This is a genomic window from Enterococcus sp. DIV0240d, assembly GCF_051711245.1.
GTDB lineage: Bacteria > Bacillota > Bacilli > Lactobacillales > Enterococcaceae > Enterococcus_D > Enterococcus_D casseliflavus.
The window spans coordinates 65735-86417 of sequence record NZ_JBIOMG010000001.1; the positions used below are offsets into that span (position 1 = coordinate 65735).

Below are 20683 nucleotides of genomic sequence, written 5' to 3' on the forward strand. Positions count from 1 at the left end.
CAGCAACGAATTGCTGGAGGGTTTTTGGATGGCCTTTTTTCGCTTCTTCGTACTTGTCCTCCTTCTTCTTTCTTACATGTTAAAAAACATGCAATCGTTTACTTTGATTTATTTTTAAAAACTTATTACTATTTTAGTATAACAAAGGAGGAGATTGGTTTGGAATTGGTTTATTTATCTGGGTTGTTTTTGGTCATTTTCTTGTTGTATTTTCTGGCAAAGAAAAATAACCGCATCAAACAGCTGTTTTCGAAGATTACGATTGCTTTTCTGCTTATTTACTTGGTTTGGCGTTTGTTTTTCACGATCCCTATGGATAGTTCTGCTTCACTAGTATTTGGGATCATTCTCTATATTGCGGAAGTCATTGGTTTGTTTGTCTATGGCTTTTTTGTTTACCTTTTTTCCAATAAGCTCTCAAAAGAATACCGCTACGAGGGGGATGAAGCAGAAGAATTCTTACCAAGTGTCGCCGCTTTTATTTGTACTTACAATGAAGACATCAAACTGGTGATCGCCACCGCACTGGCTGTCAAAGCCTTGAAATACCCCAACAAAAAAATCTATATCTGCGATGATGGCCATCGAGAGGAACTAAAAGAAATGGCCGAGCGAATGAACCTCGGCTATTTGACCCGCGAAGGAAATGCCAATGCTAAAGCTGGGAATATCAACTATGCCTTGTCTCAAACCAGCAGTGACTTGATTTTGCTTCTGGATGCTGACTTTATCGTCAAAAAGAACATTATTTTTGAAGCTGTCGACTATTTCCGCAATCCTAAAGTCGCATTGGTGCAATATCCACAAACATTTTATAACAAAGATCCCTTTCAATTACTGCGCAAATCCATGTACAACGAACAGGAATTATTCATGCGCTTTCTAGAACCTGCACTTTCTCGTGAGAATGCTTTGATCCATATCGGTACCAATGCCATCATTCGTCGCAGTGCCCTTGAAGAGATCGGCGGCGTTCCTACCAGCAGTATCACCGAAGATATGGCGACCGGGATGCTTTTACAAGACGCCGGCTATGAAACGATTTTTATCAATAAAGCCTATGCCTTGGGGATCACTCCTTACACTGCCAAAGAGCTGACCTCACAACGGACTCGGTGGGCGCAAGGAACGAAACAAATTTTTGACCACTTCAAACCGCGCCGCTTAAAAGGATTGTCGTTCATGCAAAAACTTTGTTATTACAACTCCTATTTGTATTGGTTTACCTCTTTCCAAAAAATCATCTTTTTATTGGCACCAACCTTATTTATGGTTTTTGATATCTTTATCGTCAGAAGCAACAATCACCAATTGTTGCTGTTCTTTTTACCGCCTTTCATTATGATTTCCCTGTCGTTTCGGCTGTATGTCCCTAAAATCAGGAACCTGACAAGCTCCCACATCTATGATTGCTTTGTCGCTCCTATCCACACTGGGGCATTGATCAAAGAATTTATGAAATCACAGAAAAAATTCAACGTGACCAAAAAAGAGATCGTCGGCAGCAACGCCTTTGATTGGCGAACCGTCTTGCCCCACATCATCCTCTTTACTTGGATTTCCTTTGCCTGTCTGGTGGCTGGGTATCGTTTGTACCGAGGAGAAGGCTATGAATTCGGCTATATCGTGACCTTGATTTGGTCGCTTTATAACCTCTATGGCTTGTTTTATGCCATTTTGATCGGGAAAAACCGTTTTATCGAAAGTGATAGTGAAGCCTTGAGTATCGCCATCAATCGTCAGCTTTCTTATGATGCGAAGACGTTCGAAATGTATCAAATGAGTTTCAACGGCTTCCGTATCCGTACCCATCCCGAGCAACTATTCGTACCAGGCGAAAGTTATACCTTTTACGATGATAAACACCGCTTCACCATCAATTCGATCTGTCTGGAGGATCATGGCACCTATGTGACTTTTGCCTTCAACAATCTAACACCGCAATCTGCTGAAGAGCTTGCCAGCTACTATAGCGACCAGCTCAATGCTGCCAAACAGTTGGAATTTGATATGGAGGAAGAAGTCGCAGAAATGAATAGTTAGCCCCGCCCCCTTTGTCGCAAAAGACAAAGGGGCTTTATTGATTCCAGAAAGCTCCTTAAAGGACAGTTCTCCATCTTCTGATGATTCTCTTCCTTTAGATAACACTCTGGCATTTGCTGCATCCTTTTCCAATGATCATTGATGGAAAGAGCCAGAACAGAATCTTGATGATGTCTCGATGGCAAATACTTTTTAAGCCTTTAGAAAATATTAAAAAGTCTGCTTTTCCTATGACCTGATTGAGCTGATACGCTTGTCACTGCTCACCCGTTTGTGAATAAAAGCGCATGAAAAAGCAATCCTTGTTATACTTATAAATAACACGAAGTCCTTAAAAAAGGAGGAACCCTCATGACCCGTTACAAACGATTTCGCTTTGTTCATTTAGGCGCTCTTTTGGTGTTGGGCTTACTCCTCACTGGCTGCAGTGCGGATACGGCACCAATTGAAGAACAACCGACTACTAACACCGCCACTTCTTCTGAACCAGCAGTTTCCTATGAAACCTTTCCATTGCCGCAACCAATCTTAGACGGGGAAACCAGTGTGGCGGAAGCTCTCTTCGAGCGGCGCTCGCAACGGGATTTTCTAGACACTGAGCTAACACAAGAACAGCTGGCACAGCTTTTATGGGCCGCTGCCGGTGTCACTACAGAAGATGGTCGCCGGACAGCGCCTTCGGCTGGTGCCTTGTATCCCTTAGACCTCTATGTCGTGGTCACACAGGTAACGGGGCTTGAGCCAGGGCTTTATCTGTATCAACCAGAGCAGCATACCTTAGCAAAAGTTCTTGCCGGCGATTTTCGGACCGCACTGGCGGAAGGTTCGTTGGACCAGCAAGCGATCCAACGGGCACCTGCCACATTGCTTTATACAGTGGTTTATGAACGACTGATTGAGCGCTATGGGGACCGAGGAATCGAACGCTATGCCTATATCGAAGTCGGTCATTCCGCCCAAAATGTCCTTTTACAAGCCCAAGCGTTAGGCTTAGGCGCTGTGCCGATCGGCGCCTTCACGGATCATGAACTCACAGAGCTGCTGCAGCTGCCAACGGAAAATGAACCCCGCTATTTGATTCCTGTAGGCGTTATTGAGTAACACTGCCGACGAACGAAACCCAATTTTCATGGAACTGACGAACTGCCGTTAGAAAACGGCAACTGGCAAGGTTGATTTTCCCAGAAAAACCAGTAGAATCGAAAAACCACCTGCAAAAACAGCAGGTGGTTTTTCGATGGACTTACAGTTTGTATGCTCGGACTTCTTCGGGTATTTCTTCTAGCGGCAACTCTTTTACCACCGCTTCGGTGCCTGCTGCCATCGCGGTATCGTAGTACCAGCATTTGTATTTGATCGTATTCATGGTTTCTTGCAAGGCTGCCATTTGCTTTGTGACTTCTTCCAGACGTTCATGAAACAGCTGCTGCCGTTTCTGCAAAGACGCATCGCCTTCCTCGCCCCAATCCAAGAAATTCTTGATGTCTTTGATAGGCATGCCAGTATTCTTCAAACAATCGATCACTTTGATCGTCGCTACTTCTTTTTCTGAAAACACCCGAATGCCGCCATTACTGCGGGCCAGCTTCGGAAACATCCCTTCTCGATCGTAATAACGCAGAGTCGAGATGGGGATATTAGTCGTTTGTGATACTTCGCCAATCGAGTAACTCACTTGCATCGCTCCTAAAAAAAATTTTGTTTATTGCTTGACCTAAACCTAACTTCAAGTTCTACAATTAAAATACACCGCAAGCACTGTACTGTCAATCACCTATCGTCTCACAGGTTCACCATTGTCAGTAGCAGGATTCGATGAAAAAATCATTCACTGGAGGATATACAAATGACAGAAATCAAAGAAAAAGTTATCGTAATTATGGGAGCATCTTCAGGAATTGGGGAAGCAACTGCCGTTAAACTAGCCGAGCAAGGGGCAAAAGTAGTGATCGCTGCCCGTCGTGAAGAGCGCATCAAAGCACTGGCTGAAAAATTAGCAGAAAATGTCTTGTATCAAACAGCTGATGTCACCAATCGCGAACAAGTCCAACAAGTCATTGATTTAGCCATGGCCTCCTTTGGTCGGATTGATGTCCTTTTCAATAATGCTGGCATCATGCCTCAAGGAAACTTGGCAGAGTTGAACTATGACAGCTGGCAAAAAATGCTGGATATCAATATCATGGGGGTATTGAACGGGATCGGCGCTGTGTTGCCCATCATGCAAAAACAGCAAGACGGCTTGATCATCGCCACTGACTCAGTTGCCGGACATGTCATTTACCCAGGTTCTGCCGTGTACAACGGGACAAAGTTTGCCGTTCGTGCAATCATGGAAGGCTTGCGCCAAGAAGAACGTGAACATGGCATTCGCTCCACCATCGTCTCTCCAGGAATGGTCTCCACGGAATTGTTTGAAACCGTCGGCAATGCTCAACTAGAAGCAGCCTTGAAAGAAACCTCTCGCATAGAAGGCAACAGCCTAACGCCAGAAGATGTAGCAAATGCAGTGGTTTATGCCATTCAACAGCCCAAACATGTGGCTATCAGCGAAGTCTTACTGCGCCCAGCAAAACAAACCGTTTAAGCTATTTCTACTTATCTACGAAACCTGCGACCGCTTCAGGCTGGTCGCAGGTTTTTTTGTCGTCAAATCCCACCGTTTTCTTGGAAAAATTACTTGATTTTCTTGTAACACCCGCTTGTCCAAAGAATGTAAACCAATGGTTGCTTTATGTAAACGACTAGGTTCTGTTGCTTCGGGGGAAATTTTTTTATACTTAGTACAAAGCTTCCGTATAAACCCGTTTGATCGGAAACCCACCGAACGTTCTCCTGATGAGCAATGAATAGCCGAGCAAGCGCGCAGCCCTACCTTCACCGTTGACTTGCAAGTACTGCCTTAGCTGTCCTCTTCTTAGTACTTGCTTTTTATAAAAGAATGGAGTGTGTATATGAATGTAAAACAGCTACTCATTATTGCCGAGCAACGAAGAAACATTACGAATCAAAAATTGACCTATGCCGAAAATTTCTTAGCTGCCGGCTACTCTGCTGCCGAATTGCTGGCAGACGAAACCTTTCTTGAATTAGAGCGAAGGGAAACCCAACTGATTGCAGAACGCAACGCCATTTTTTACGAAGAAGTCAGCCACAATTAATCCCCCTGTCCAATTGTAGGCGACGAAAAAGCGAAGGATCAGCAGCACCTTCGCTTTTTTAACCCTCAAAGGCGTCCTTTGCCCTGAGGATCACGCTGCTTGATCGTCCAATAAAACAGCCCTGCAAAGAAACCACCGAGAATCAGGAAATTCATGCCGTATAGACAGTAGAGGAAGAAAAAGTTCAGCTGCCCACTGCGCCAAAAGCCCATGATTCCCATTAAAACCAGACTGTTGACGCATCCTGTCAACACACAAACCGTGCGACTGCACTCCAAGCTTTGTAATAGGTATTTTGTGATTTCATATAACGGACTGACGAGCATTATCCCCAGCATGATTGGTAGAATAGCTGGCAACAAGTCTAAAACAGCGACATCTGTAGTAAACAACTGAAAAAAAGCAGGACGAAAGCCCCAGATCAGACTGGCAATTCCGACATAAGCCACGAAAGAAGAAACGAAGGCACTTTTCCCCACTGCTAAAATCTTCTGACGATTGTTCTGACCATTCGCCTCACTCGCAAAGACGGTCACTGCGTTGCCATACATCAAAGCAGGCAACCGTGCGATCATCAATCCTTGGCTGCCGATCGCATAGGCTGCCAGCGTACTGACACCCAATCGTGAGACGAAAGCTTCAAAAGCAATAATAAAGACTAAACCTTCAAAGCATTCCTGAATCATTAAGGGGACCGCTTTTTTCAATAAAAAGGTGCGTTTTCGTGGTCTTTGTTTCAGCCCCCTGGCTAGACTTTCTCTTAAAAGAACCCCATAAATCCCCAGCAAGCACAAAGTCGCAAGCATATTTGCGATGCCACTGCCTAAGACCCCCATTGCGGGAAAACCGAGATTGCCGTTGATCAGTAGATAGCTAAGCAACACCTGTACCAACGCACTAATAATGGAAACACCGAGGATGTAGTTCGTTTTCTTTTCAATTTTTAAAAGGCTAGTAAAAACAAACGTGACTAACGTAAGTAAAATATAGGGAGACATGATTGCAAGATACAATGTTGCGGTCCTTAGCAGCTCCCCACTAAATCCGTAAATAACCTGCAAAATGCCGCGTCCAAAAAGCAGGAAAATCAGGAAAAAGCTCACGCCGATCGCGACTACTAGAAAAAGAACCGACGACAGATAATCATTTAACTGCGTCTCTTCTCTTTGTCCGACTGCCTTTGCGCCATAAATATTAAAAGCAAGGCCAATCGCACCTAAAATACCCGCAAAAGCATAGAGAAACCCGTCGATCAGCGCGATCGCCGCCAGCGCTTCCGTGGATCTTCTTGAAATAATCGCTAATGAAACTTGCGCAATAATGATTTGAAACAAATTGGAAGCAATCAAAGGCAATGTAAAAGACTGTATTTTTTTGTTCAAAAAGCTCTCCTCTCTCATTCGTCATAACTGCGCAACACCCACTCGCTTATTGTGATTTTAGTCACAAGAAAAGCGATCGTTGGTCGCTATAAATACGCAACGACCCATCAGGCGTTTTGACGTTTCTCCCTCCATTTAACCATACAGCCTTCTCGGTGTATATTCCTTCATAATTAAAAAACAAAACATACCGACAATCTCCGCTTATTTCCTCTATTGGCGTCGACAAGCAATCGCTGATGAAGAGTAAAAAGGTTCAGAAGAACATGCTGCTCTTCTGAACCTTTTCCATGGGATGATAAAAAACGCGACAAACCTTTCAAAAATCCCGTTATTTCTTCACGATCAGCTGAACGGCTTGATCGATTTTCTGCTTTTGGGTTTCCGTGTCGCTGTCTGGATTTTCCAAACAATTTTTCAAATTTTCAGCGACAATGATCCCCATAATACGGTTAACACTGGAACTGACGGCGGACAATTGCGTGATGACATCGACGCATTCTTTCTCGTCTTCGATCATTTTTTGAATCCCCCGCAACTGCCCTTCGGTTCGTTTTAACCGATTCAAGATATCTTTGTTGCATGCGGTCATCGTTTGATTTCTCCTCTCCATGCTGACATGCCGCCGAGGACATTGGTCACTTGAAACCCTTGCTGGCTCAAAAATTCAGATGCCATTTGCGAACGAGCCCCTGAATGACAGATGACATAGTAGTTTTTATCCTTCTCTAAGTCGCTGATTTGTTCTGTCAGTTCGCTCAACGGTAGGTTTTGTGCTGTTTTGATGTGTCCTTGTGCAAACTCATCGACTTCTCTGACATCAAGGATCTCAAGTGGTTCACGTTTTTCTTTTTGGGCAAATTCCTCCATAGATATTGCTTTAATCATGAATAATCATCTCCGGCTTAATAGTATTATACAACGAAAAGGCACCATCGAGGTTTTGACAATTGATGCCCGCTTGTTTTAAGATGCGTTCGGCAATGTAGCTTCTCAATCCGCTATGACACGTAACGACATACGAGACGCTTGGATCCAATTCAGACAACCGATCCCTCAATTCATCTAACGGAATGTGGAGCGCCTGTTGAAAACGCCCATTATTGGCTAATTCCATCTCTGAACGAACATCCAACAACTGCTTACCGTTTTCTAAGGCATCCGTCAATTCGTGCCACTGAATATTCTCACTGATTCCTTCCGCCAGATTGATCGCTGCATAGCCAAGCATATTCACTGGATCTTTGGCTGAGCCAAAAGGCGGTGCATAGGTGAATTCCAGTTCAGGCAAGTCAAAGATCGTTAAGCCGCCTTTGATCGCTGTTGCCAATATATCGATTCGTTTATCGACCCCTTTGGCACCGATGCCTTGCGCACCGTAGATTTTTCCATTATTCGCATCAAAAATCAGTTTCAAATAAACATCCGTCGCATCAGGATAATACCCTGCATGGTCTTTGCCTGAAAGATGAACCACCTGGGGATTTAGCCCTGCCAGTTTGGCGCTGCGCTCACTCAACCCGGTGGACGCTGCGGCAAGATCAAATACGCGCACGATCGCAGTCCCAATACTGCCTTTGTTTTTACGAGCCAGTCCTCCCAACACATCAGCTACTTGCCGACCTTGGCGGTTGGCTGGTGACGCCAGGGAGATCAACGTGTCTTCGTTGGTGATTTGTTGTTTCACAACGATGGCATCACCCACCGCGTAAATATCTTTCTTGCTGGTTTGGTATTGCTCATCTACTAGGATACCCCCCCGGTGTCCCAGTTCAATACCAGCACGTTTCGCCAAATCCGTTTCTGGTTGGACACCTACCGAAAGAATCGTGACATCTGAGGCCAGGACCGTGCCATCTTCCAGAACGATTTCTTGCCCTGCTTTTTCAAAAGCGGTCGCTGACTGCGAGGTCAAAACTTTGACCCCTTGCTTGATCAATTCATTTTTGATATACGCAGCCATTTCTTCGTCCAAAGGTGGCAATACGTGGGGTGCTTTTTCTACGATCGTTACTTCGAGGCCTTTTCTATGTAAATTTTCAGCGACTTCTAACCCAATAAACCCAGCGCCAATGATCGTCGCTTTTTGAGGCTTTTTGTCTTCAAGATGCGCCATGATTTGGTCTAAGTCAGGAACATTGCGCAAAGAAAAGGCGTTGGTTGCTTCTTCTAGCCCTTTGATCGCTGGTACTAGCGGTTTTGCCCCCGGCGATAAAATCAACGCATCATAAGATTCCGTGAAGACGTGTTCGCCATGTTTGACCGTCACCGTTTTCTCCTCTGGCTGTATCGCCAGTACTTCATGAAAAGGTCGCACATCTAAGTTGAACCGTTTTTTTAGTGCTTCAGGTGTTTGGACCAATAGGGCGTCCCGCTCTTTGATCTCACCAGAAATGGCATACGGCAGCCCACAATTCGCAAAAGAGACAAAAGGACCTTTTTCAAAAACAATGATCTCCGCTGCTTCTTTAAGCCGACGTAAGCGCGTGGCTGCCGACATTCCCCCTGCTACCCCACCGACAATAACTATTTTTTCCATCATTACTTTCCTCCTTTGGTTGTTCCGCGCCATTGATTCATGCCGCCACGAACGTTGACCACATCAAAACCTTTTTTACTTAGGATTTTGGCTGCTTGTTTGCTTCGCATCCCCGATTGGCAAATGACTGCCAGTTTCTTGTCGCCTTTTTGAGTAAATCCAGCAACCTTATTTAACGGTACATTTTTCGCATAGGCAATGTGCCCGTTGCGGTACTCCGCCGGTGTGCGTACATCCAGAACCGTCCATTCTTTGGCTCCTTCTTTTTGTAAATCTGCTGTTGACATACTTGGTATGCGCTTAAATAGTGAAAACATTTCTTGCTCCTTTCGTATACCCCTTGGGGTATATTAAACAAGATGTTTTGCGATTTGTCAACTAAGTGATTTTCTTTAAGAAAAGAAACTTGCTGTTGCGCTGCTCCCCGCTCGATACTCTCGACAGCTGTTAGACATCTACCAATCAAGTAGCGAAAGACCCGTATCACACATTTCCCTCCCCTCGATCACAATGCTATAATAAAAGAAAAGATACATTGTAAAAATAACAAGTATCAAATCGTTTACTTAGCAGCTGATCGCTTTGATTATTAAAGATGATTGGCTCCCGCCCTAACCAAGAGCGGACAAAAAAGCGACGCAAGCACCACTTTCCCTTGATTTATCAAGCAGCAAGCCCTGCTTTCTTGGAATCAACGTGCGTTTAAACTATGCTTAAGTCACATCAGCGAAAGGAAGAAAAGATGGAATTTGGCGAAAAAATCAAAGAAGTACGTACGAGAAATAACTTGACCCAAGAACAATTTGCCACTCAACTACACGTGACAAGACAAGCCGTTTCGAACTGGGAAAACAATCGTAATCTACCAGATTTAGAAATGCTGATTGCCATCGCCACGATTTTTGAACTCTCGCTTGATGAATTGATTTTAGGAGGAACTCAAGTGAACAAGATCACTGAAAAACTAATCAAAGACGGCAGCGAGACCCGACGCGCCAAACTCAATTTGATCACGACCTTGATCGGAACATTTTTACTACTATTCGGCTTTGCCTGCTTCTTCATCAAAGCAAGCGCCGTAGAATACATCGATCAATCCGGCATTTTACATGAAAATTTCTACCTGATTCCTGTAGGATTTTTGTTCCTATTGGCTAGTTTCGTAGTATTTGCAGGAACCGGGCTCAATTATTTTCGAGCTGTTAGGAGAAAATAAATAAGAAGACGGCATAAAGCGACCCTCGAAAAGCAGATCAAAATCTGACTTTGGCGGGTCGCTCCATTTAAATTGCCATGCTAAATTGTTTGATTCCAGTAAATACTGTACCGATACTTTATCTCCTTACAAAATCCCCTCTATTCTTCTTTCATTTCACAAATCAATCCCACTACTTATTCCTTAAAATGTTTAAACTATTCACGACCATTCGTCAAGCAATTATGCTTAAAATAGTATAAAAAACCAAACCAATCCTTTTTTTTGACACAAAAAATGTCAGATGATAGCCTTGAAATAGAAGGTTATCACTAACGATGACCTTCTTGCTTTTGGAATAAATAATAAAAAGGAGTGTATGAAATGAAACATCTAAAAGCGTTGGTTGTCAAAGCACTAATGATTTGGGCGATTTTGTGGATTGTGTTGTCAGGGATTTACGATGTCAGTTTTATGGACTCGACGACCGTCGGTGTGATCATTGTGGTGATGATCTATGTGCTAGGCGACTTGGTCATTTTGCGGAAGATCGGTAACATTGCGGCAACGATCGCAGATGCCGGCGCAGCAGCCCTTATCCTATGGCTGTATCTGACTTATATGGACTATACAAATGATATTTGGATGCTAGTATTGATCCCAGCAGTATTGATCGGTGTGGCAGAATGGTTCTTCCACATCTGGTTGTTAAAAGCAGATATCGTGCCAGATGAACGAAAAATGAAATAATTTTGTTGATTGCTAGAATCGAACGCAGACTCTTGTTCTGTGTTCGATTTTTTTTGTTTACAAGATCGGCTATTGAAAAGCGACGCATCTTCTTGTTCCATATGCTTTCTATAATCACGGACGCTTGCCAAGATTTCTGGTTAGCTAAAGCAATCGCCAAATTTGAATAAATCCCATCTTTCCATTACTATAAACGAAATCCGATCGTTTTTTGCACGGTTATATTATCAAGGAGGTTTGTATGGCAATTCATGTGATGTGGTTTAGAAAGGATCTACGCTTAGAGGACAACACGGCACTGACTGAGGCGCTTGCGTCTCTTCAAGAAAACGACCATTTGTTGTGTGTATTTCATCTCAATGACAAGCAGTTTCTCCCCGAGGCGCCAAGTCATGATTACTTTTTTAGCGCAGTTGCTCACTTTATCGAGGCTGCCAAAAAACAAAATCTGACGATCCACCTATTGACAGGGACTTTGACAGAAGCCTTTGATCAGTTGTTCGCTTGCTATCCAGAATGGAGCCAGCTTTACTTCAACTTTGATAACCGTGGATTTGGTCGTAAACGTGATCTCTACATAAAAGAATTGGTCGAGAAAAAAGGCATCACTGTCCATTCTTTTGAAGACCATCATCTGCATCAACCAACAGAAGTCACCAAAGAGGATGGGACGTACTACAAAAAATTTACCCCCTACTATAAGAAATGGATTCAATTGCCCAAACCGGTGTATCAAAAGCAGGCCCTCGATTTTGAAAAAGCCGTTCATTTTGATGATGCCCCTCACTTCAAAGCAGGGACAGCGCTGCTTGCTAAGCTGCTAGAAAATAGAAAGACCGATTTTTCAACGATCGTTGGGGAAGACTATGCGCATAAGCAATTGCAAGCATTTGTGCAAAAGCGTTTGGCCACCTATGAAAAAGACCGTGATATCCCTTCGATCAAAGGAACCAGCCGCCTGTCCCCTTTCTTGTCTTTTGGACAAATCTCCATTCGGAAGGTTTGGGCCGCTTGCCAAGGAATGCCATCAAGCACTGGCAAAGCGACCTTTTTAAAAGAACTGGCTTGGCGAGATTTTTATCATATGATCTACTTCAGCCATCCTGAACAAAAAAACTATGAACTCATTGAGAAATATCGAAACATGGATTGGCGAAAGGATGAAGAGGTGCTAACCAAATGGCAAGCAGGGCAAACCGGCTATCCGATCATTGATGCCGCGATGCGGCAGCTGAATCAGACCGGTTGGATGCATAACCGTCTACGGATGATCGTCGCTTCCTTTCTAACCAAAGATTTACTGATCGATTGGCGGCAAGGAGAAGCCTATTTTGCTCGACAATTGATCGACTACGACGCTGCCAGCAATATCGGCGGCTGGCAGTGGGCAGCTTCGACTGGCACCGATGCGGTTCCTTACTTTCGAATTTTCAACCCCATTACACAAGGGAAAAAATTCGACAAGGATGGGACGTTTATCAAACAATTTGTCCCCGAACTCGCCCAGTTGCCGCTAAAATTCATCCATGAACCTTACTTGATGACTGACGAAGAACAAGCCGACCTAAAGGTAGTTTTAGGCACCGACTATCCGTTGCCTATAGTCGACCACAACGAAGCCAGAAAAAGAGCCCTCGATTTGTATAGTAAAATCGAACCATAAAAAGCTGCCATGGACTGCTCACAAGCATTTTCGGTAGAAAAAACCAGCAAAGACGGTCTCTTACGGAGCGCCTTTGCTGGTTTTTTATGAAACTGGTGCGCCCTCTTTCGCCTTTCTATAGTGAAAAAACAAACGGCACGTCTCATCAAGCTGTCTGCTGCTGGGCATACATAAAAGAAGCATTTTCCATGCTGTGTTTTTTAATTAAGATCTTGTCGTCTACTTCCCCTCTTATTTCTAGTCGCTCTAAGCACCAATCCCCTGAGGATTTATAGATCGAACTCTTTACTAGCGGCGTTCCCTGCTTTTTCACGACTGGATAGCAACGTTTCTCCTTGCAAAACTGTTCGTCTGATGAAAGGTCATCTATAGAACCATTCTGTTATAATAGCTCCATATTTGAGGATAAGGATGGTTTATATGAAAAAAATAATCGGATTCATCTTAGTCGTACTTTTAGGATTCGTTGGATACAAAGGATATGAATATTATCAATCCACCTACTCAGGACAAACAGCTTACGCGTATGTCCCCTCTGAGATTCCGCCTAAAGTCCAACACGAAAGTAAGAGCGGCATCGGTGACCAGTCTCCTTGGTATTCTTACGATTACACATTAAACTTTGTAAAAGAAGATGGCAGCACCCAAACCCTTGAGGTTTCACTATCAGAAGATAACGCAAAACCCTTAACACCAAATTCTTATGTAAAAGCGGTGATCAGTGAAAAGCGTACAATAAAAGGCCCGAATGGCGTTGAAAAAGACGCAATTCCCAAAAAGGTTCTAGAGAAATTAGAAAATCAAAACTAATGAAATCTTTGTTAATAAGGACTAATGAGTTTTACAATATCAAATCTGGGTCAGAATAAACCACATTCTGGCTCAGATTTTTTGTTAGTGATTTTCATCTTTTTTGAGTCTACTGGACATGGATGGCACTTCTCTAGCTGGTGCAAATCCACTCGCAGATAGTTACTGGCAAGTGCAGCGAACCACAAGCCGAATATAGTAAGGAGAAGGAACAGGAAGTGGTGCCGCACAACTTTGAGTCTACGATCAGAAACTCAATCAAACGAAATAGCGGATAAGGTTGCTGAACCAACCAAAGTCCCAAAGGGAAACGTAAAACAAAAATAGCAAATCTTTTGAGAACCGCTATTGATCGAATGCATTTTCTATCTCTTTGTACAATTTTTCAACATTAAGCATCCCGTAATCTTTTTTTGAAATAGCTATGACTGGTGTTGTAGGAAAATTCTGTTCAATTTCGTTTTTCGCATATCCGAAAGTTGGAGTCAGCAAAATAAGATCGGCTTCACCGCCATATTGATTTACCTGATTCGAATTATAAATCTCAATGAGAACTTTCTGTCCTCTTTTCTGCATAAGCATCTCCAGTTTCCTACTTAAAGCTTGCGTTTGTAAAAGTCCTTGGTCTGCAATGAAGCTAAAAACGATATCAAAAATGATAACTTTTTTCAACTTCATTTCTTCTACTGAATCTTTTGGTTTAATTAAATCTCCTGTTTTTTCCATTTGCTGATATCCTTTCTTTTTAGAAAAAAGAGTCTCAAAAAAAGTAGGTCTTTTCCTTCCTAAAATCTCGTCAACAGAAACATTGAAGTAGTTACTCAAAGATATAAGCGTCTGAATGTCTGGATTACTCTCGTTTCTTTCCCACTTAGATACAGCTTGTGGCGTAACGTTCAACATTTTTGCTAGGCTTTTTTGGGTCATCTTTTTAGATTGTCTTAATTCTTTGATATTTTTTCCTAAATCTAACATTAATATAACTCCCTTCAGATTAATTTTTCAATGAACGGATCGTTGAATAGAGGGAATGGGGACTAAACTATTGGTTGAGTTCTATCTCAGGGCTTGTTTAAACGCTTTCATTAGTTACTAAAAAAATTATCGTTCAGAATTTCTGTTAAGCTTTTTTGAGTCATCTTTTTAGATTGCCTTAATTCTTTAACTTTTTCTTCTCTCTACCATTAAGACAACTTCCTTGAGATTAACTTTTCAATGAACGGAGTGCGGAATAGAGGAAATCAGAACTAAACTATTAGTTGAATTCTATTTTATCATACTTCTGTTTTTGGAAAAATATAGCTAGTCGGTTTGTCGATATTGATAGAGCCAATTAACGATGCCAGACCCACATCTCTATGGGGATCTTTTTTTACCTCCTTCCAAAATCAGCATTTTGAATCCCTTCTATTATTTTCACGCTTGATGTCTTCTGCTCTGTTGCGATACGTTATACAAGGATACTGGGCACATTTATCTAGCAGAAAGCTGCTTGACTGATCCCTATTCTTATTTCGTCATCAATGATAAGAGCAATTCAAGCTCCTTTTCCTTCTCATCCTTTGCAGATAATTGAAAAAGCAGCGAATCACCTATCTGTTGACTCACTGCTTTTTAACTAACAAGTAATGGCTCACACCACAAAAGAATGGTACTTAGAGTAAGCAATTTGATCGACGATCGCAGAAACCTGATTGACATCTAAATCGGCACCGATGGCAGTCACTTGATAAAATTGACCATAATTGTTGCCAAGTTGAGGGACACGGGCGTTTGAAATCAGCAAATCGTATTCTTCCTCATTGTTATAAGGAGAAATAGTCACATTTTGTTTCCCTTTTAGTTCATTTTTTAACAAGTAAATGGAAGCATCTGCCAAAAGACTGGAGCCCATATTTAAGACCCCGATCCGTACTCGATATTCCTCTTTCGGTGATAACAGATAGATTAAAAAGACCAGACGTTTCTTGAGGTAGTTGAGTTTCGTGGGCGTAAACAAGTTAGTTGGTGCAATAATGTGTTGCAGGATGTCTGTAATCACTTGATCTCGCAAGGAATTGTGAAATAGCTTGTGGTAATAATTCAAGGTGACTCGGTCAATGGAGTAATTTACCCCATGAAAGTAATAGACTTGTGCGATCAAGGAGAAGACACTGGCTTTAATATCGATCGTCGTATGGGAGGCTTCAAGACAATAAATGGACTGGATCGCTGCCATGACTTCATCGGTGATCTCAAAGACAGGATTTTTATTGGTATACAACCCTAAGCGAAGCTCCTCGTAAGGAATTCCTCCTACCGTAACGAGAAAAAGACAGATAAAGAAGGGGACGATCTTGGCTTCGTCTACTGAACAGATGCTTTTTTTCGACACATAGGCCTGTCGAATAAAGCGACAAATCGGCATTTCTTGGCAGCGATTGATTTTGATTTGTTCCTCTGGACTTAAGCTTCCCACGGTTGTGTGAGGCGTGACTTTTTTCATGATCACAAATAGCCAGATCTTCAACTGCTTTTGTTGCGCAATCGAGAGGGTTATTTTTTTCGCTAGCTCCGCCACCAGCTCATCGATCAAAACAGAGTCGATCGCTGTTTCCCCCATTTTTAAAAAATTATAGTAAAAATAAATGCGTTGCGTCATCGTTCCCGCTAGCTTTTTGTTCTTTATCTTTAATTCAAAATGCTGCAGCAGCTGATTGCACTCTGCAATCACACGATTCAGTGTCCCCACGCTTATTTTTAATTCATCGGCTAATACGAAAGCATCATAGCCTGCATGTTGAAACAAATAATGGATGATTTGATATTTTACAGATTTTTTCAATAACGTGTCGGTCAAATCATCCAATGAGACGCTGTCGTTTACTTGCAGATCAAGGGTATAACGGTTGATTGCAAAAGAGACCTTCTCATTTTTTAGTTGTTGCTGAAGATTTTCTGATAGTTTCGTCAAGGTTGGCATCGTAATCTCTAATTCCCGACACGCATCACTTTTTTTGATATGACCCGTCGATAAATACAAGAATTTGAGCAAGATATACTCCAATTTCAAGTCTTTATCCAGTAAGTCTTCTTTATACATGACTGTTTTTCCTCCTGTGTAAATCCTTATTCTTTTCGAATAGTTACAACCAATTTACAGAAAAAGATAGCAGTACATTTCCTATGAAACAAACAAATGTAGTAAAAACAGGCCCTTTCTACACATACTTTTCCTTCACTTACTCCCCAAATAAACCAAAACGAACGAACAAAAATGCGCCCTGCCAGACGAACTTTCCTCAGAGTTTCCTCGCGACAATGTTCTCGGATTTTCTTTTTGTTTATGTAAAACGTTCTTCTCTAAAAAAATATATTTAGACCATAATAATTAATACTATCACAAGCTAGAAATGTCAATAAATGAAATTATCAAGCGCCATTTTTTTACTTTCTCTTAAAAAATAATACTATCAAGTGCTTACCCGTTCTTATAAACAAAAAAATCAAAGGCAGTCGATGCAACCGCCTTTGATTTTTCTATAAACCATTGTTCATTCAGTCTTGCAAAAAACGTTTCATAAAGGGTCTTTTTATTCATTGAAAAAAGCAATGAACGGGTTTCTAACGATACCGTTTCTTAATGTGAAAAGCCATAGGTTTGGTCGGATGAAACATGACGGATTGGTCGCTTGTTCAAGCGCTCGATTCCTTCTTTCATGTCTTGCACCAGATCCATTGCCATTTGCATACTTAAATCTGCTCGGCAGACAAAGCGTTGGATATTGATATGTGATAGATTATCAGGTAATGGATAGGTAGGGACTTGCCAGCCTTTCATGGCAAATTCATCCGTCAAATCATACAAATTCCAAGAAATGTCGGCATTTTCTTTTAATTTGTAGCAGACGATCGGCAACCGTGACCCATCATTATAAATATCGAAGTAGCCCATGTTTTCGATCTCTTTTGCTAAATATTGGGCAACATCACTGGTCTTTTTGTGGATCAAGCGGTAGCCTTCAAACCCATTGCGGATAAAGGTGTAATATTGTCCGATGATTTGGCTGGCACTTCTTGAAAAGTTGATGGCCATCGTTGGCATTTCACCGCCAAGATAACTTACTTTGAAGACCAATTCTTCTGGAAGGAAATCTTTTTCTTTCCAAAGCACCCAACCGATACCAGGATAGACTAACCCATATTTATGTCCAGACGTACTGATGGAACGAACATTTTTCAAACGGAAATCCCATTCAAGTTCTGGTTCCATAAATGGCGTGTACAATCCACCACTAGCCGCATCCACGTGGATGTAGACTTTGTAGTCGGTGTGTTTGTTGTATTCCTCTAATTTCTTGTCTAGTACTTTGATGTCATCGTATCGTCCAGTGTAAGTGATCCCTAAGATACCGACGACCCCGATCGTATATTCATCTAAATAGTCTGTGACCTTTTCAACATTGATGCTGCCATGTTCTTCATCGATAGGGATCGTCCGCATTTCAATGTCCCAGTAAACACAGAATTTTTCCCAAACGACTTGATAGGCAGAAGAAATCACTAAGTTTGGTTTTTGTTTATTGATATCTAAGCCAAGTTTTTTTGCCCGATTGCGCCAAGCAAATTTTAAGGCCAATCCACCTAGCATACACGCTTCACTTGATCCTACCGTTGATGTACCGATAAAATCGGACGCTTCTGGTGCATGCCATAAATCAGCGATCATGTTGACACAGCGGTTTTCAATTTCTGCTGTCCGTGGGTACTCGGTTTTATCGATGGCGTTTTTATCAAGGGTTTCACTCATGATTTTGACTGCTTCTGGTTCCATGTAGGTTTGACAAAACGTCGCCAAATTTTGTCTTGAGACCCCTTCATCGATCAATTGATCTTTGACTAATTCATAGGCATCCCGCGGTACCAAGGACTCTTTTGGCAATTTGTACATAGGGATCGCCCGATCCATTGCCTCATTCCCATAGATAGGTTCCAAATATTGGGCTTCTTTTCGATTTTTTTTACTAAATAACATGCAGCTCTCCTCCTCATAGGTTGTGCTTTTTATTTTTTATCGCTTGCTTTTTCACCTACGTATTTATAGATGACAAACGGTATCACGACAATTATCAGCCAGCTGATGATCAAGATGGCTAAATAGGTTCCGCCTTTTCCCGATCCGATATCGCTCGGTGGAAAGAAGGAAATAAAGAAAGAAAAAATAGAAACAAGCAAACCAACCATCGCAACACCAATTTTCACATTTTTCCCCCCAGGAATATGATACGTTCTTGTTAAGTCGTCTTTTTCTTTGACTAACTTAATATACGAAAGAAACAAGAGGACATAAGCAACCAGATAGATGCAGACCGTCAAAGCCATCGCAACGAAGAAGGATAGATTGGCGCCCCCGCCGCCTAATGTCAAGACAACCGCCCAAATAGAAACAATGATGCCTTGCACCAAAACGATATTGATTGGAACATTGTGTTGATTGACTTTGGCCATTTGTTTTGGCAGCAAGCCATTTTCAGCTGCTTCAAGCATCGCCGTTGATGGGCCGACTACCCAAGCGGCAATTTCTGCAATGACACCTAAACAGATGACCACGGCAATCAAACGAACCAGCCATTCCCCGCCGCCAAAATGATGGATCAAATAAGAATAAGCTTGGATCACACCAGTATCAAGAGACAATTGATTTTGGGGAATCGTGGCAGCCACCGTTGCCCCACCTAACGTATCCAAAAGAATAGTCGCTACGACTAAAATCAAAATGGCTTTCGGGTAATTCTTTCCAGGATTGTCCATGTCTTTTACGTGACTGGCAGAAGATTCAACCCCTGCATAGGCCAAAATAAAGGAAACAAAAACGACCAGCGTATTGATTTTTGTAAAATCAGGAATCCATGCGCCTGAGCCAAAGGAAACTTTGATGGGATTTCCTTGAGCAATGTAGACAATTCCTAGGATAAAAAGTATGATCCCAGTTGCGACGATCCCCACAAAGAACCCTACTTTGGCAATCTTCGCGGTATTTTTTGTTCCGCCAAATTGCGAGATCGTAATCAACCAAAAGATCACTAAAGTGGCAATCAGCTTCAGCCAAACATTGGTATTAAGAGCCGGCCAATTTAGGGCATAGGAAAGCGCCCCGACAATAAAGTAAATCATCGTAATAAAGCCTACCGTGATTTGGAACCATTGGAAGAAAATGGCAGCAAAGCCCCATTTTCTCCCTAATGTTTTTGAGACCCAGGTATAGAGTCCCCCTTTTTCCCATCCTTTTACAGTAGCCATCTCCGCAGAGCAAAGGGCTACAGGGATAAACCAGAGGAAACCGCCGACGAGTAAATAAAAAACTAGATTCATCTTCGATGTCGCAAAGGTTGGATACTCATATACCGTCATCACCATTGAAGCAGTTATCGCAAAAAAACTCAACAATGATAGTTTTTTCTTGCTAGTATCCATTTTTTTCAACCTCCTATCGTTAGATACTATTTTTCAGCAGCGGAAGAAAGATCAATATGGTACGTATGTGTCAGATCGCCATCTGCTTTAAATTCGATTTCGATTGCTTTGATCGCTGGCAAACTTTGTTCTTGTGCTACTTTAAAGTGAATAAAGCCATCTTTGTGTTTGTCATGGGTCAAAATTTCATCATCTAAATAGTCCACAAATACTTCCGCTTCAATTTTCTTGCCATCATTCAACACCAAATAGGCTTTGTCAGGTTTGATTTTTTTGTCTTTCGAATCTTCATTAAACAATTGATATTTCAGTGAAAGCAATGTTTTGTATTCTTTGTCTTTGTGTTTGAACGCTTCTACATTCACAATTTTTACATGGTTCACTAAAAAGCGAATGTGATCCCAACCAGCATTTTCATAATTCGTTTCATACCAAACAACATCTTTGACTTTCGGATCGATTCCCTTGGTTACGATTTCTTCAAAATACCCGTCATCACTCAATTTTTCACTTCCCACGATCACCTCATCTGAAGAATCACTGATCAACGTTTCGGTTCCTGACCCAGAGACCACTTCCCCTGACTCTTCCACTGTTGAGCACGCACCTAGAGTGAACAAAACGCCTACACCTAAAACGAAACCTGCAACTAATGATGTTTTTTTCATTGTAAATCCTGTCCTTTCT

Annotated in this window: 19 protein-coding genes; 8 read left to right on the top strand and 11 right to left on the bottom strand. The window is 42.1% G+C overall.

Features of this window, described 5'->3' with window-relative positions; genetic code table 11:
• Positions 1-159: 159 nt before the first annotated feature.
• On the top strand, positions 160-2043 hold the full coding sequence (locus tag IGJ25_RS00320) for a glycosyltransferase family 2 protein (RefSeq protein ID WP_074536495.1): 1884 nt from the start codon (positions 160-162) through the stop codon (positions 2041-2043).
• A gap of 351 nt (positions 2044-2394) precedes the next feature.
• Positions 2395-3144 carry a SagB/ThcOx family dehydrogenase gene (locus IGJ25_RS00325; protein WP_010748947.1) on the top strand — a complete coding sequence of 250 codons (750 nt, stop codon included), beginning with the start codon at positions 2395-2397 and terminating at the stop codon, positions 3142-3144.
• Positions 3145-3286: 142 nt separating this feature from the next.
• Here IGJ25_RS00325 and IGJ25_RS00330 read toward each other — a convergent pair whose 3' ends face one another.
• A complete protein-coding gene (locus IGJ25_RS00330) occupies positions 3287-3724 on the bottom strand; it encodes a MerR family transcriptional regulator (protein WP_005230594.1) in 438 nt (145 codons plus the stop codon).
• Positions 3725-3889: 165 nt separating this feature from the next.
• Between IGJ25_RS00330 and IGJ25_RS00335 the strand changes: the two genes are divergently transcribed.
• Complete coding sequence (locus IGJ25_RS00335) at positions 3890-4630, top strand: SDR family oxidoreductase (RefSeq protein ID WP_081117133.1); 741 nt, start codon at positions 3890-3892, stop codon at positions 4628-4630.
• Between the two features lie 367 nt (positions 4631-4997).
• The gene (locus tag IGJ25_RS00340; RefSeq protein WP_005230591.1) at positions 4998-5204 is read left to right on the top strand and encodes a hypothetical protein; all 207 of its coding nucleotides are present in this window, start codon (positions 4998-5000) and stop codon (positions 5202-5204) included.
• Positions 5205-5269: 65 nt separating this feature from the next.
• Here the strand turns inward: IGJ25_RS00340 and IGJ25_RS00345 are convergent, their stop codons facing one another.
• From IGJ25_RS00345 to IGJ25_RS00365, 5 genes are all read right to left on the bottom strand, one after another.
• The gene (locus IGJ25_RS00345) at positions 5270-6586 is read right to left on the bottom strand and encodes an MATE family efflux transporter (protein ID WP_081117135.1); all 1317 of its coding nucleotides are present in this window, start codon (positions 6584-6586) and stop codon (positions 5270-5272) included.
• A gap of 331 nt (positions 6587-6917) precedes the next feature.
• Entirely contained in the window at positions 6918-7178 is a 261-nt protein-coding gene (locus tag IGJ25_RS00350) for a metal-sensitive transcriptional regulator (protein WP_005230585.1), read from the bottom strand.
• Complete coding sequence (locus tag IGJ25_RS00355) at positions 7175-7474, bottom strand: rhodanese-like domain-containing protein (RefSeq protein WP_010748942.1); 300 nt, start codon at positions 7472-7474, stop codon at positions 7175-7177. The genes IGJ25_RS00350 and IGJ25_RS00355 overlap by 4 nt, the downstream gene beginning before the upstream one ends.
• On the bottom strand, positions 7467-9125 hold the full coding sequence (locus tag IGJ25_RS00360; protein WP_081117151.1) for an FAD-dependent oxidoreductase: 1659 nt from the start codon (positions 9123-9125) through the stop codon (positions 7467-7469). The genes IGJ25_RS00355 and IGJ25_RS00360 overlap by 8 nt, the downstream gene beginning before the upstream one ends.
• A 2-nt stretch (positions 9126-9127) precedes the next feature.
• Positions 9128-9442, bottom strand: coding sequence for a rhodanese-like domain-containing protein (locus IGJ25_RS00365; protein WP_081117136.1), 315 nt, complete (start codon positions 9440-9442; stop codon positions 9128-9130).
• Positions 9443-9867: 425 nt separating this feature from the next.
• Here IGJ25_RS00365 and IGJ25_RS00370 point away from each other — a divergent pair, with 425 nt between their 5' ends.
• From IGJ25_RS00370 to IGJ25_RS00385, 4 genes are all read left to right on the top strand, one after another.
• On the top strand, positions 9868-10341 hold the full coding sequence (locus IGJ25_RS00370; RefSeq protein WP_081117137.1) for a DUF3955 domain-containing protein: 474 nt from the start codon (positions 9868-9870) through the stop codon (positions 10339-10341).
• 363 nt (positions 10342-10704) lie between these two features.
• Positions 10705-11070, top strand: a complete 366-nt coding sequence (locus IGJ25_RS00375; protein WP_081117138.1) for a DUF2512 family protein — start codon at positions 10705-10707, stop codon at positions 11068-11070.
• A 241-nt stretch (positions 11071-11311) separates the two neighbouring features.
• Positions 11312-12733 (top strand): cryptochrome/photolyase family protein, encoded by a 1422-nt coding sequence (locus IGJ25_RS00380; protein ID WP_081117139.1) that lies wholly within the window; start codon positions 11312-11314, stop codon positions 12731-12733.
• Between the two features lie 411 nt (positions 12734-13144).
• Complete coding sequence (locus IGJ25_RS00385) at positions 13145-13543, top strand: YxeA family protein (RefSeq protein WP_010748936.1); 399 nt, start codon at positions 13145-13147, stop codon at positions 13541-13543.
• A 345-nt stretch (positions 13544-13888) separates the two neighbouring features.
• Here IGJ25_RS00385 and IGJ25_RS00390 read toward each other — a convergent pair whose 3' ends face one another.
• The 5 genes from IGJ25_RS00390 to IGJ25_RS00410 form a co-directional block, all read right to left on the bottom strand.
• A complete protein-coding gene (locus IGJ25_RS00390; protein WP_081117140.1) occupies positions 13889-14518 on the bottom strand; it encodes a helix-turn-helix domain-containing protein in 630 nt (209 codons plus the stop codon).
• A 658-nt stretch (positions 14519-15176) separates the two neighbouring features.
• On the bottom strand, positions 15177-16625 hold the full coding sequence (locus IGJ25_RS00395; RefSeq protein WP_081117141.1) for a helix-turn-helix domain-containing protein: 1449 nt from the start codon (positions 16623-16625) through the stop codon (positions 15177-15179).
• A gap of 537 nt (positions 16626-17162) precedes the next feature.
• Positions 17163-18557: a glutamate decarboxylase gene (locus IGJ25_RS00400; protein WP_438779040.1), complete on the bottom strand. Its 1395-nt coding sequence runs from the start codon at positions 18555-18557 to the stop codon at positions 17163-17165.
• Between the two features lie 29 nt (positions 18558-18586).
• Positions 18587-19996 (bottom strand): amino acid permease, encoded by a 1410-nt coding sequence (locus tag IGJ25_RS00405; protein WP_010748933.1) that lies wholly within the window; start codon positions 19994-19996, stop codon positions 18587-18589.
• Between the two features lie 26 nt (positions 19997-20022).
• Positions 20023-20664, bottom strand: coding sequence for a hypothetical protein (locus IGJ25_RS00410; RefSeq protein WP_015510550.1), 642 nt, complete (start codon positions 20662-20664; stop codon positions 20023-20025).
• Between the last annotated feature and the right edge of the window lie 19 nt (positions 20665-20683).

What these genes read in the sequence shown, in the direction of transcription:
- IGJ25_RS00325 (WP_010748947.1), top strand. Translation starts at nt 2,395, where the DNA reads ATGACCCGTTACAAACGATTTCGCTTTGTTCATTTAGGCGCTCTTTTG.
- IGJ25_RS00330 (WP_005230594.1), bottom strand. Translation starts at nt 3,724, where the DNA reads ATGCAAGTGAGTTACTCGATTGGCGAAGTATCACAAACGACTAATATC.
- IGJ25_RS00335 (WP_081117133.1), top strand. Translation starts at nt 3,890, where the DNA reads ATGACAGAAATCAAAGAAAAAGTTATCGTAATTATGGGAGCATCTTCA.
- IGJ25_RS00340 (WP_005230591.1), top strand. Translation starts at nt 4,998, where the DNA reads ATGAATGTAAAACAGCTACTCATTATTGCCGAGCAACGAAGAAACATT.
- IGJ25_RS00350 (WP_005230585.1), bottom strand. Translation starts at nt 7,178, where the DNA reads ATGACCGCATGCAACAAAGATATCTTGAATCGGTTAAAACGAACCGAA.
- IGJ25_RS00355 (WP_010748942.1), bottom strand. Translation starts at nt 7,474, where the DNA reads ATGATTAAAGCAATATCTATGGAGGAATTTGCCCAAAAAGAAAAACGT.
- IGJ25_RS00360 (WP_081117151.1), bottom strand. Translation starts at nt 9,125, where the DNA reads ATGGAAAAAATAGTTATTGTCGGTGGGGTAGCAGGGGGAATGTCGGCA.
- IGJ25_RS00365 (WP_081117136.1), bottom strand. Translation starts at nt 9,442, where the DNA reads ATGTTTTCACTATTTAAGCGCATACCAAGTATGTCAACAGCAGATTTA.
- IGJ25_RS00370 (WP_081117137.1), top strand. Translation starts at nt 9,868, where the DNA reads ATGGAATTTGGCGAAAAAATCAAAGAAGTACGTACGAGAAATAACTTG.
- IGJ25_RS00375 (WP_081117138.1), top strand. Translation starts at nt 10,705, where the DNA reads ATGAAACATCTAAAAGCGTTGGTTGTCAAAGCACTAATGATTTGGGCG.
- IGJ25_RS00380 (WP_081117139.1), top strand. Translation starts at nt 11,312, where the DNA reads ATGGCAATTCATGTGATGTGGTTTAGAAAGGATCTACGCTTAGAGGAC.
- IGJ25_RS00385 (WP_010748936.1), top strand. Translation starts at nt 13,145, where the DNA reads ATGGTTTATATGAAAAAAATAATCGGATTCATCTTAGTCGTACTTTTA.
- IGJ25_RS00390 (WP_081117140.1), bottom strand. Translation starts at nt 14,518, where the DNA reads ATGTTAGATTTAGGAAAAAATATCAAAGAATTAAGACAATCTAAAAAG.
- IGJ25_RS00395 (WP_081117141.1), bottom strand. Translation starts at nt 16,625, where the DNA reads ATGTATAAAGAAGACTTACTGGATAAAGACTTGAAATTGGAGTATATC.
- IGJ25_RS00400 (WP_438779040.1), bottom strand. Translation starts at nt 18,557, where the DNA reads ATGTTATTTAGTAAAAAAAATCGAAAAGAAGCCCAATATTTGGAACCT.
- IGJ25_RS00405 (WP_010748933.1), bottom strand. Translation starts at nt 19,996, where the DNA reads ATGGATACTAGCAAGAAAAAACTATCATTGTTGAGTTTTTTTGCGATA.
- IGJ25_RS00410 (WP_015510550.1), bottom strand. Translation starts at nt 20,664, where the DNA reads ATGAAAAAAACATCATTAGTTGCAGGTTTCGTTTTAGGTGTAGGCGTT.